Origin of the sequence: Caballeronia sp. INML2, from assembly GCF_023631365.1 — a bacterium.
In the GTDB taxonomy this organism is placed as follows: domain Bacteria; phylum Pseudomonadota; class Gammaproteobacteria; order Burkholderiales; family Burkholderiaceae; genus Caballeronia; species Caballeronia turbans.
On sequence record NZ_JALQDH010000016.1, the window covers coordinates 117,001 to 127,334 of the forward strand.

16 protein-coding genes and 1 tRNA gene are annotated in these 10,334 nt (G+C 64.7%); 9 read left to right on the forward strand and 8 right to left on the reverse strand.

The genetic code is table 11. The features are described 5' to 3' along the window. Window positions 1-9: 9 nt before the first annotated feature. Window positions 10-435, reverse strand: a complete 426-nt coding sequence (locus NCT32_RS06390) for a hypothetical protein (RefSeq protein WP_061117502.1) — start codon at window positions 433-435, stop codon at window positions 10-12. 109 nt (window positions 436-544) lie between these two features. Beyond that, the gene (locus NCT32_RS06395) at window positions 545-790 is read right to left on the reverse strand and encodes a hypothetical protein (RefSeq protein ID WP_086960893.1); all 246 of its coding nucleotides are present in this window, start codon (window positions 788-790) and stop codon (window positions 545-547) included. Between the two features lie 156 nt (window positions 791-946). On the opposite strand from NCT32_RS06395, the gene dusA reads away from it, so the two are divergent. The 5 genes from dusA to NCT32_RS06420 all read left to right on the forward strand — a co-directional run bounded on the left by dusA (window position 947) and on the right by NCT32_RS06420 (window position 3,330). Then, window positions 947-1,951: a tRNA dihydrouridine(20/20a) synthase DusA gene (dusA, locus tag NCT32_RS06400; RefSeq protein WP_250490004.1), complete on the forward strand. Its 1,005-nt coding sequence runs from the start codon at window positions 947-949 to the stop codon at window positions 1,949-1,951. A 118-nt stretch (window positions 1,952-2,069) separates the two neighbouring features. Continuing rightward, a tRNA-His gene (locus NCT32_RS06405) sits at window positions 2,070-2,145 on the forward strand. Window positions 2,146-2,283: 138 nt separating this feature from the next. Beyond that, window positions 2,284-2,586: a hypothetical protein gene (locus NCT32_RS06410; protein WP_061117440.1), complete on the forward strand. Its 303-nt coding sequence runs from the start codon at window positions 2,284-2,286 to the stop codon at window positions 2,584-2,586. Between the two features lie 34 nt (window positions 2,587-2,620). Then, window positions 2,621-3,013: a DUF5594 family protein gene (locus tag NCT32_RS06415; protein ID WP_061117439.1), complete on the forward strand. Its 393-nt coding sequence runs from the start codon at window positions 2,621-2,623 to the stop codon at window positions 3,011-3,013. Between the two features lie 113 nt (window positions 3,014-3,126). After that, complete coding sequence (locus NCT32_RS06420; RefSeq protein ID WP_061117621.1) at window positions 3,127-3,330, forward strand: hypothetical protein; 204 nt, start codon at window positions 3,127-3,129, stop codon at window positions 3,328-3,330. Between the two features lie 31 nt (window positions 3,331-3,361). Here NCT32_RS06420 and NCT32_RS06425 read toward each other — a convergent pair whose 3' ends face one another. Further along, window positions 3,362-4,393 carry a methyltransferase gene (locus NCT32_RS06425; RefSeq protein ID WP_061117438.1) on the reverse strand — a complete coding sequence of 344 codons (1,032 nt, stop codon included), beginning with the start codon at window positions 4,391-4,393 and terminating at the stop codon, window positions 3,362-3,364. Between the two features lie 233 nt (window positions 4,394-4,626). On the opposite strand from NCT32_RS06425, the gene NCT32_RS06430 reads away from it, so the two are divergent. Then, window positions 4,627-5,364: an SDR family oxidoreductase gene (locus tag NCT32_RS06430; RefSeq protein WP_061117437.1), complete on the forward strand. Its 738-nt coding sequence runs from the start codon at window positions 4,627-4,629 to the stop codon at window positions 5,362-5,364. 50 nt (window positions 5,365-5,414) lie between these two features. Further along, a complete protein-coding gene (locus NCT32_RS06435) occupies window positions 5,415-5,768 on the forward strand; it encodes a putative quinol monooxygenase (protein WP_061117436.1) in 354 nt (117 codons plus the stop codon). Here the strand turns inward: NCT32_RS06435 and NCT32_RS06440 are convergent. From NCT32_RS06440 to NCT32_RS06460, 5 genes are all read right to left on the reverse strand, one after another. After that, window positions 5,734-6,195 carry a lytic transglycosylase domain-containing protein gene (locus NCT32_RS06440; RefSeq protein WP_250490005.1) on the reverse strand — a complete coding sequence of 154 codons (462 nt, stop codon included), beginning with the start codon at window positions 6,193-6,195 and terminating at the stop codon, window positions 5,734-5,736. The two genes, NCT32_RS06435 and NCT32_RS06440, sit on opposite strands and share 35 nt — an antisense overlap. A gap of 36 nt (window positions 6,196-6,231) precedes the next feature. Continuing rightward, window positions 6,232-6,579, reverse strand: a complete 348-nt coding sequence (locus tag NCT32_RS06445) for a hypothetical protein (protein WP_061117434.1) — start codon at window positions 6,577-6,579, stop codon at window positions 6,232-6,234. Window positions 6,580-6,583: 4 nt separating this feature from the next. Then, window positions 6,584-6,976, reverse strand: coding sequence for a hypothetical protein (locus NCT32_RS06450; protein WP_061117433.1), 393 nt, complete (start codon window positions 6,974-6,976; stop codon window positions 6,584-6,586). A 167-nt stretch (window positions 6,977-7,143) separates the two neighbouring features. Then, complete coding sequence (locus NCT32_RS06455) at window positions 7,144-7,341, reverse strand: hypothetical protein (RefSeq protein WP_086960877.1); 198 nt, start codon at window positions 7,339-7,341, stop codon at window positions 7,144-7,146. Between the two features lie 54 nt (window positions 7,342-7,395). Then, window positions 7,396-8,820 (reverse strand): MFS transporter, encoded by a 1,425-nt coding sequence (locus NCT32_RS06460; protein ID WP_061117431.1) that lies wholly within the window; start codon window positions 8,818-8,820, stop codon window positions 7,396-7,398. 166 nt (window positions 8,821-8,986) lie between these two features. Between NCT32_RS06460 and NCT32_RS06465 the strand changes: the two genes are divergently transcribed. Beyond that, window positions 8,987-10,039: an NADP(H)-dependent aldo-keto reductase gene (locus NCT32_RS06465; RefSeq protein ID WP_061117430.1), complete on the forward strand. Its 1,053-nt coding sequence runs from the start codon at window positions 8,987-8,989 to the stop codon at window positions 10,037-10,039. 103 nt (window positions 10,040-10,142) lie between these two features. Continuing rightward, window positions 10,143-10,334, forward strand: a 192-nt coding sequence (locus tag NCT32_RS06470; RefSeq protein WP_250490006.1) for a hypothetical protein, incomplete at its 3' end; no start/stop codon positions are given.

Consider the following 10,334-nt stretch of genomic DNA (forward strand, 5'->3'; position numbering starts at 1 on the left):
GACGGGGGATCAGTCCGACTCGCTGCCCGCCATGAACGCGCGCATGAAGACGAGTGCGCCCCAGCCCCAGATGGCGTTGGCGATGAAGTTGGGCGTGAGACGCGGCAGCAGGTTGCCGCTCGGCCAGATGCCGCGCGCCGGATCGATCACGAACACGCCGACCGCCGTCAGCACGATGCCGCCGAAGACGAGCGCGCCGATCCACGGTGCGCTGCGCTCGGGCGCAACGCGCAGGAGCCACACCATCAGCACACCGAAGATGGAGCTCCACAACGCATTGGCGATGAATTCGGGGATGCCGAGCGGAAGAAATGGTGTGATGGAAAAGCCGGCCGGATCGACGAGACCCGCTGCGTGGAGCAGCGCCAGGGTCGATTCGCGAAAAAAAAGCGCGGCGAGAAAACCGGAAACTAATGGCAGTATGACTTTTTGCATTGGCTAGACCGCTTGAAGCCGGAGGGCGCGGCTCTCTCCGATTGTCGTGACGAGCGCCATTATAGTGGCGTCGCCCGTGCTTCCAGGCCGGTTCCGGCGCTGTCGCGGGTTATTTTGCGATGGCGTCGCTCGCCGGGCTGTGATGCAGCATGCGATCGCTGTTTTGCGGCGGATTCGGGCGCTTCACCGGCATGTTGTCGGGATTGTCGGGGCGCGTGGCGCTTGCGGATGGCGCACCGGGCGCGCTCGGCGGCTTGACCATCGAGGCGCTGTCGTCCGGACGCGCGGTCTGGGCGTGCGCCGTGAACGTAGTGATGAGCAAAAGGGCGGCTGTCGCGAGGTGATGTCGGGTCATGATCGCTCTCCGCGAAGGGGAGACCCTCGATGTGCATGACGCGTGCCTGGTGCCCGGCCGATTCGGGCCGGACGACCGATCCGCCGCGCTGCGGTAAAATCGTCGATTCCCTATTAGATTCAGGCGGTTCGCGCGAAAGCGCGGCCGCCGTCGCCCATGTCAGCCGTATCGAAGATCAGCCCGCGCCGCGTTTCCGTTGCCCCGATGATGGATTGGACCGACCGCCATTGCCGGTCCCTGCACCGCCTCGTATCGCGTCAGACTTGGCTTTACACGGAAATGGTGACGACGGGCGCGCTGCTCTACGGCGATGTCGCGCGCCATCTCGCATTCACGCCCGCCGAGGCGCCCGTCGCGCTGCAACTCGGCGGCAGCGAGCCGGCCGATCTCGCAAAGAGCGCGAAGCTCGGCGAACAGTGGGGCTACGACGAAATCAACCTGAATTGCGGATGCCCGTCCGAGCGCGTGCAGCGCGGCGCATTCGGCGCGTGCCTGATGAAGGAGCCGCAGCTCGTCGCGGATTGCGTGAAGGCGATGCGCGACGCCGTATCGGTTCCGGTGACGGTCAAGCATCGCATCGGCGTGGATGCGGTCGAGGAGTACGAGTTCGTGCGCGATTTCGTCGGCACGATCGCCGATGCGGGCTGCGAGGTGTTCATCGTGCATGCGCGCAACGCGATCCTCAAAGGCTTGAGCCCTAAAGAGAACCGCGAGATTCCGCCGCTTAAGTACGAGTATGCGTATCGGTTGAAGCGCGACTTCCCGCATCTCGAAATTTCGATCAACGGTGGCATCAAGACGCTCGACGAAGTCGAAGAGCATCTGAAGCACGTCGATGGCGTGATGCTCGGCCGCGAGGCTTATCACAATCCGTACGTGCTCGCGGGCGTCGACACACGCTTTTACGGCGCTGCAACGCCAGTGCCCTTGCGCGAGGACATCGAGGCGGGGCTCATCGACTACGCGCGTCACGAACTATCTCGCGGCACGTATCTCGGCGCCGTGACACGCCATGCGCTGGGCCTGTATCGCGGCGTTGCGGGCGCGCGGGGATGGCGTCGTGTGCTATCCGACAATCGCCGGCTCGCAACAGGCGATCTGACGATTTTCGACGAGGCGCGCAGCCACCTTCGCGAGGCCGTGGAAGCAATCGAGTCCTGATGCGCGTACTTCGGAAAAAGATGCTCAAAGGTACTAGGCAAGCGCGATCGTTGTTCGTATAATCTCGCTTCTTGATTGCTGCAGCAGTTCAGAAGCAATCAGGATCGCGGTACCAGTGGTGGCTGTAGCTCAGTTGGTAGAGTCCAGGATTGTGATTCCTGTCGTCGTGGGTTCGAGTCCCATCAGCCACCCCACCGAGAATTCATGCGAGAAGCCCAGTCATTCGACTGGGCTTTTTGCTTTTCCGGCGTCTGTGACGCAAACGTTCACCCGCGTCGCTCCACCATGCTAGGATTTCCAAACCACCCCCAACGACGACATTGGAGGCAGACATGACTACTTTGGCGATCGACGGTGTGCGCTGGGTCAACGACCGCGTGACCAGCGTGCGCTGGGGCAGTTTCGATCCAGCCACGAACGACTGGGCCGCGCCCACCAGCATCGTGGACGTTCAGCAAGTCGTGGACGCCCTCAAAAGCGGCAAGGAAGTCCGCACGCTCTTCACGCTCGGCGGGCGTGCCTTCCTCGGTCCGAAAGTCAGCGCCCTGCCGTATACGAACGGGCACATCGGCATTGAGGCGCGCGTGCAGGACGGGCAGATCGAGAAATCGCTCGAAGACCTGCCGCCCGTCTGAGCACGTTGCAAAACGACGCTACCGGAGACCAGCGTTGAATAGACAAAAGGCGCTCCGGTTCGAGACCGCGTATGCGCCCCGCATCGTCGAGCGCGTGGCGCGTGTTCTCGGGCGCGGCGTGCGCGTCGAGATCCTTCCATACGAGAGCACGGCCGTGCCGACGCGTCTGCGTGTCAGCGCCGAGCGTGCGCACCGCGAGGGCGACGATCGGTGCGTCTATCCATATCCGCTGAATGTATTTCTGACCTGGGACGATGGAGAAATCGAACGCCTGATGGGCATCGGCGGCGAGGCCCGATTCCTGCGATATCTCGACGCGATGGCCGCAAAGCTCGACGCCTGGCAGGGCGCGCGCGAAGTCGCTCTCGCGACGCGCTCGCAGGCGGAACCGTCGGTTCTGTTCGGCGGTCTCGATTTCGAAGCCTGATCACGGCGGCCGGCTGCCGCCCGTTAGCGCCCGTTCAGCCGACGTATCGTCAGCCTGCGCTCACGCCGCGCGTGGCGCCGGCAGGGCGCATCAACATGAACGTGGAGGTCGGTATGGCATCGTCGAATGAAGGCGATCTGCGCGCATTCGTGCAGACCGCGGAACAGGCGGGCGGTTTTGTGTGGGTGCTGACGCTCGTCGATTTTTCGGCGCGCGAAGTGAAGCGCACCCTTGTCTCCGAAGAAAACTTCGCCACCGCCGACGCCGCCCGCGACGCGGGCAACGATCGCCTGAAAGGGATGTCGAACGACCGCTGACGAAGCGTCACGCGCGCGGCGCGCCACGGATTCACTTCGTCGCGATCACCATCGAATCCGGTCCCACCAGGGGCTCGACGCGCGCCGCTGAAAATCCGGCTTCCTTCATCCAGGCGCAGCATTGCGCGCCGGTGTAATCGAAGCCGCCCGGCGTCTCGATCAGCATGTTCAGGCTCATCAAAAGGCCGAGTGCGTTCTCGCGGCGTTCGTCGTCGATGATTGCGTCGTACACGATGAGCGCGCCGCCCGGCGGCAGCGCGGCATGGCACTTTGCAAGCAGTTCGAGCTTCTGCGGCAGATTCCAGTCGTGCAGGATGTGACCCATCACGAGCACATCCGCTGACGGGCACGGATCCTTGAAGAAATCGCCAGGATAAAAGCGCAGCCGGTCCTGCAGTCCATTCGCCGCGATGTAGTCCTCGAAAACGGGCCCGACCACCGGCAGGTCGAAGCCGCCTCCCGTCAGATGCGGATGCGCCCGCGCGATCTGCACCGGCAGCGCCCCCTGCGCCGCACCGATATCGATGAAAGTCCCGTACTCACTCCACGGAAACTGCCGGGCGATCGCCTGAGCCGTGCCCATGCTCACGCCGCTCATCGCTTGCAGAAAACCGCGCAGACGCGCCGGATCGCTATAAAGCGTCTCGAAGACATTGCCGCCGTGCTTCGATTCGTTCTGCGGCAGTCCCGTGCGCAGCGCCTCGGTGAGCGATCCCCAGAACGGGTAGAGGCGCGCGTTCGCCATTTCCAGCAATCCGCCGACATACGAAGGCTTGTTGCGATCGAGGAAGAAGTCGGCGTCGCTTGCGTTCGCGTAGCGGCCGTCCTCGCGCGTCAGCAGTTTGAGCGCGACGAGCGTATCGAGAAAATCGAGCGCCCCGCGCGAATGCAGTTCGAGTGCCTGTGCGAGGTCGTCCGCCTGGCGCGCTCCGCTCGCCAGTTGCGTGAACACGCCCAGCTCGACCGCCGAGAGCAACGCTTTCGATGCCCAGAACGCCATTCCCATTTGCAGCAACCGCTCCGGATTCGGCTGTGCGGCCATGCCGCCTTGCGCGTCTTGCATGATGCGCCTCCCTGTCGAAGATACGAGGAAATGGCGAAGCTGTAAGCAGGCTGGAAAGTCTGCGTAACTGTAGGACCCGTTCCCGTCAGCTTCAAGGTGATATGTGGGCCGCATCACGTAGACGAGAACACGTTCGACGATATCGAACGAGTGCGGCAACCGCATCGTACGGATTTACGCAAACGCGCGCCCATAATCACTTCACACTGATCAACGTTCACAAGGAGAACGTCATGAATCGCTTCGACGGCAAGACAGTTCTGGTTACCGGTGGCAACAGCGGCATCGGTCTCGCGGCGGCGCAAGCATTTGCAGCCGAAGGCGCGCGGGTCGTCATCACCGGGCGCGACGAAAGCTCGCTTGCCACGGCGCGCGCTTCGCTGGGCGCGAACGCCATCGCCATCCGCAACGTGGCCGGCACGGTCGGCGCCGCGCGTGAACTCGCGCAAGCGCTGGTCGATGCAAGCATCCGGCTCGACGCGATCTTCATTAACGCGGGCGTCGGCACGTTCGCGCCGTTCACCGAGATCGACGAAAAGGCCTGGGACGAAACCTTTGCGATCAACGTGAAAGGGCCTTATTTCCAGATTCAGTCGCTGGTGCCGCTTCTGAACGAAGGCGCGTCGATCGTGCTGAATGGTTCGATCAACGCGCACATCGGCATGCCGATGTCGTCGGTGTACGCGGCGAGCAAGGCGGCGCTCATCTCGCTCGCGAAGACGCTGTCGGCGGAATTGCTGCCGCGCGGCGCGCGCGTGAATGTCGTGAGCCCGGGCCCCGTCTCGACGCCGCTGCACGGCAAGCTCGGCCTCGTCGATGAAGCCGCCGCGCAACTCCAGAGCCAGATTCCCCTCGGACGCTTCGGCAAGTCGAGCGAAGTCGCGGCGACGGTGCTGCACCTGGCATCGCCGGAATCGGGCTTCATCGTCGGCACGGAGATCGTGATCGACGGCGGCATGAGTCAGCTTTGAGTCGAGCGCGCGGGCCGCACGCGCGGTCCGTGCAACGCGAGGTATCCATCATGAGTGACATCACTTCGTTCGTCGTGCATCTGCCGGGCAAGCCCGAGCATCGCGAAGAACTGGAAACGCGTCTTCTCGATGTGCTGGAACGCATGTCCGAGGAGCCGGATTTCATCAACACGTATCTGCATCGCGCCGCGGACGATCCCGACACGCTCGTGCTATATGAGACGTGGGCGTGCTCTGCCGCGCATTTCCGTGCGCATCATCTCGGGCGGCCGTATCGGCAGGCATACGAGGCAGTGCTGCCGCAATTGCTCGCGCGTGAGCGGACGATCGAATTCCTGACGCCGGTGCGAACCTACGAACGGAGCGCGCTCAACGCATCGCCGGCTGCAGCTCGCCCCAGTTGACGAGAATCTGCTGGATGCTGCGCGCGTAGGCGTCCCGATGTTTCGGCGATTCCGAGTGATATGCGCCGATCGCGCGCCACGTGTTGCCGTACTTGACCATCTTCTGCTTCAGCAGCCACGCGGCGACGAACACGTTGATGCACGGATCGGCGAGCGCGCGATGCGGAATGCCCTGACGCGCCAGGTCGGGGAAATGGATCGAGTTGATCTGCAACTGGCCGATATCGAGCGAGCCGTTGGCGTTGCGATTGATCGCGGCGGCATCGCCTTTCGATTCGCGCCAGGCGACCGCGCGCAGCACGAGGGGATTCACGCCCTGATAGGCGCCGGCCTGCTCGAAGCAATCGTCGGCGCGAGCGGCGCTGGCCGCGAGCGATGCGCCTAGCAGCACGCAGGCAGCGAGCGCGGCATGGGTCGAATGGAACATGAAGCGTGGCTCCTTCGGGAATGGGACGCGCATCGCTCAGGGCGCGAGCGCAATGTCGATGCGATGCTCGACGTCCTTCATATACGTGCGCGATTCGTCGGACACCACGAGGCGCGGTTCCGGGCCGCTGCATTTGCAATCGGCGACGCGGCGCGTTTTCCTGCCTTTCCTGCTCGCGGATCTGGCGGGCGGTTCGTCGTCGTCGGTGGCGGCGGGGGGCAGCATCGCGAGCGTGGGCAAGGGCGGATAGACCTTCTGCACGGCGGGCCCGAGCGCCGCGAGCGTTTGCACGGAGGCGGGCGCGCTCACGTCGAGCGGACCGGCGAAGGCGCTCGTCGACAGCGACATTGCGAAGGCAAGGCTCTGGATCAGCATTCGGCGCATCGCGTCAGCCTCCCTGCGTTGGCCTGATGGACACGCTGTACGGCTGTCGCGCGCCGGCGGTCAGGTTTTCCAGGCTGAGCTTGACCGTGTGCCGGGTGGGAATGCCTTTCCAGATCGCCTGGTTGAGATACGGGAAGTCCTGCGCGAGCGCGGTGACGAGGATGGTCGTCGGCTGCTTCTGCGCGGCGGCGAGCGCACCGGCTTTCGCGAGGATCGCGGTGAGTTGCGGGTCGCGCGCGCCGAGGGCGTCGGCGGGAATCTCGAAGCGGATGATGTCGGCGCTCAACGCCGGCTTGTCGGTCTGGGTCGTGCTGGCCGTCTGCATCGGCGCGCAGCCGGCCAAGGCGAACGCGACGGCGATGGCGAAAAAAATTGACGCTGCCCCCTTCACTGGCATCTCCTGATTGAGTCATGGTGATATGCGGGTTGACGGCGCGCCTGCGCGCGACTTGATAGCCGCGCGCAAACGTTTCGCCAAATAGCAAAACTTGACTCAGAAGACAGCGATTCGAGAAATCCGCTAACGCGGATCGCGTCAAACGATGCCGCGATGTTGCGGATCGCTCAGATGGGCCACCACGCGCCGATGCTCGGCTCGGCATCGAGTGCGCGCAGGAAATCGTCCGCGAACGCGTCGGCGGCGATCTGCCGCTCGGGCGAGCCTTCGGGTAAATCGTGGGGATTCTTCAGGCCGCGCGCGTGGCGGATGGCGGCAACCGTTTCGGTCAGGGCGGCGAGCGAGTCGAGGGTGTGGGAGTTCATACCGGGGATTACGGCACCGGCGGCGAATGCTTGAGCCCTCATGTCATAAAAGCATCACACCTTCGGCTTCCGATGCCCGGACACGAGCGCGCCCGCATCCCTCGCGAGCCCGAACAAATCCAGCACGCCGAGCAGCCCCACGAACGCGACGATCAGAAACGCGACGCTGAAATCCTCCGGCCCGATGGCATGCGCATCGTGCCCGTGCAGCCACTCGCCGATGCGCAGCGCGATCGCGCCGACGGCGACCCCGATGCCCATCGTCATCTGAAAAAGCGTGCTGGAGAGCGCCGATGCGCCGCTCATCTGCGCCTTCGGCACGTCGGCGAAACTCAGGGTGTTGAGCGCCGTGAACTGCAGCGAGCGCGACAGGCCGCTCGCGAACAGCACGACGACGATCACATACTTGGGCGTCGTCGGCGTGAGCAGGCTCATCGCGGCAAGCGACAGCGCCGCGAGCACGCCATTGACGATCAGCACCGGCCGAAAGCCGAACTGACGCATTACGGGCGTGGTGACGAGCTTCATCGAGAGATTGCCCGCGAACACGGCAAGCGTGAGCAGGCCCGAGTCGAACGCGTTCATGCCGAAGCCGACCTGGAACATCAGCGGCAACAGGAAAGGCGCCGCGCTGATCGCGACGCGAAAGAGCGATCCGCCGCCCATCGCCACGGCAAAGGTTTTCACCTTCAGCGCCGACAGATCCACGACCGGCTGCGCCGCGCGCCGCAGATGCCACCACGAAGCGATGCCCGCCACCACGCCCACCGCGACGAGCACGCCGACGAAGGTCCAGTCGCCGTCGCTGCGCCCGACGAGCTCCATCGCGTAGAGCAGCGTCGTGCACGCGATGCCGCAGAGCGCGAAGCCCGGCAGGTCGAAGCGTCGCGTCGGGTCCTCGCGCTCGTTGCCGATATGACGCAGCGTCAGCAGCAGGCCGATCAGACCGAGCGGCACATTGAGATAGAAGATCCAGCGCCACGACGAGTACGTCGTGATAAAGCCGCCGAGCGGCGGGCCGATCACCGGGGCGACGAGCCCGGGCCACGTGATGATCGCGATGGCGCGCATCAGGCCTTCCTTGGGCGTCGCGCGCAGCACGGCGAGCCGGCCGACCGGCACCATCATCGCGCCGCCGATGCCCTGCAGCACGCGCGCGGCGGCAAAGGCGGGCAGGGTCGAGGTGGTGGCGCACAGCACGGACGCCGCCGTGAAGACGGCGATCGCGCTCGCGAACACGGTGCGCAGGCCGAAGCGATCGGCCGCCCAGCCGGAAATCGGGATAAATACGGCGAGCGTGAGCAGATACGCCGTGATGCCGAGACTCATGTCGGCGGGATGCACGTTGAACGAGCGCGCCATCTGCGGTAACGCGGTGGCGATGATCGTGCCGTCGAGGTTCTCCATGAAGAAGGTCGCCGCGACGAGCGTGACGATGAGCGACGAGCCTTTTTTCTCGCGATTGCTTGCGGACGGCATCGGTCGGGCGCTCCTGCATGTCTCATTGGAAGCCTGACATTCTAGCCGCGAGAGCAGAGCTTTCGCGGCTATGGTAGTTTTTGCGATTGCCGGAAAACCAGCCACGCAGCATGTCCGACAACGCGCCGACAGCGCGCAAACAGAACGCCAACAAGAGGAATGAGCAATGAAGTTTCGGAAACTCGGTGATTCGGGTCTCGACGTCAGCCTGATAGGGCTCGGCACCATGACCTGGGGCGAGCAGAATACCGAAAGCGAAGCGCACGAGCAGATCGACTACGCGCTGGCCGAGGGCGTGAACCTGATCGATGCCGCCGAAATGTATCCGGTGCCGCCGCGCCCCGAGACGCAGGGCCGCACCGAGGAATTCATCGGCACGTGGCTCGCGAAGCATCCCGCAAAGCGCAGCGACATCGTGCTCGCGACGAAGATCGCCGGGCCCGCGCGCCAGCCGCACAATCCTCGGCATATCCGCGGCGCGGGCAACCAGTTCGATCGCAAGAACCTGAACGAAGCCATCGACGGCAGCCTGAAGCGTCTGCAGACGGATTACGTCGATTTGTACCAGTTGCACTGGCCCGATCGCAGCACGATGACCTTCGGCCGCCCGGCATACCCGTATATCGACGACGAATACAGCGTGCCCATCGAGGAAACGCTCGCCGCACTCGCCGATCTCGTGAAGGCGGGCAAGATTCGCCATGTGGGCGTGTCGAACGAAACGCCGTGGGGTGTCGCCCAGTTCCTGCGCGCGGCCGAAAAGGCGGGGCTGCCGAAGATCGTCAGCATCCAGAATCCGTACAGCCTCGTGAACCGCACGTATGAGCTCGGCCTGTCGGAATTCACGCATAAGGAAGGCGTCGGGCTGCTCGCGTATTCGCCGCTCGCGTTCGGCTGGCTGTCGGGCAAGTACGAAGGCGGGGCGCGTCCCGCCGGCGCGCGCATCACGCTGTTCGAGCGCTTTCAGCGCTACAGCAAGCCCCAGGCGATCGCCGCGATCACCTCGTATGTCGAACTGGCGAAGCGCCACGGCCTCACGCCGACGCAACTCGCGCTCGCGTTCGTCAACACGCGGCCCTTCACGACGAGCACGCTGATCGGCGCGACGTCGATGGCGCAGCTGAAAGAGAACATCGAAAGCGTGAACGTCGAACTGTCGGAGGAAATTCTGAGCGAAATCGAGGCGCTGCACGAACGCCAGCCGAATCCGGCGCCCTGAAATTTCCTGTCGGCTCAGGGATTTGTCGAAGAATCGGATGGGCTGGCCGCGAATGTGTCAGCATTGACGTTCGCGCGGCGGATCAGCGCGTCGCCTGAAAATCGTGCCGAAGGATGCCGCAGGCGTGCAGTGCGCGCATCCTTTTCGTAATACCGTCGTGGGGGGGGGGGGGGGGGGGGGGGGGGGGGGGGGGGGGGGGGGGGGGGGGGGGGGGGGGGGGGGGGGGGGGGGGGGGGGGGGGGGGGGGGGGGGGGGGGGGGGGGGGGGGGGGGGGGGGGGGGGGGGGTGGGGCGGG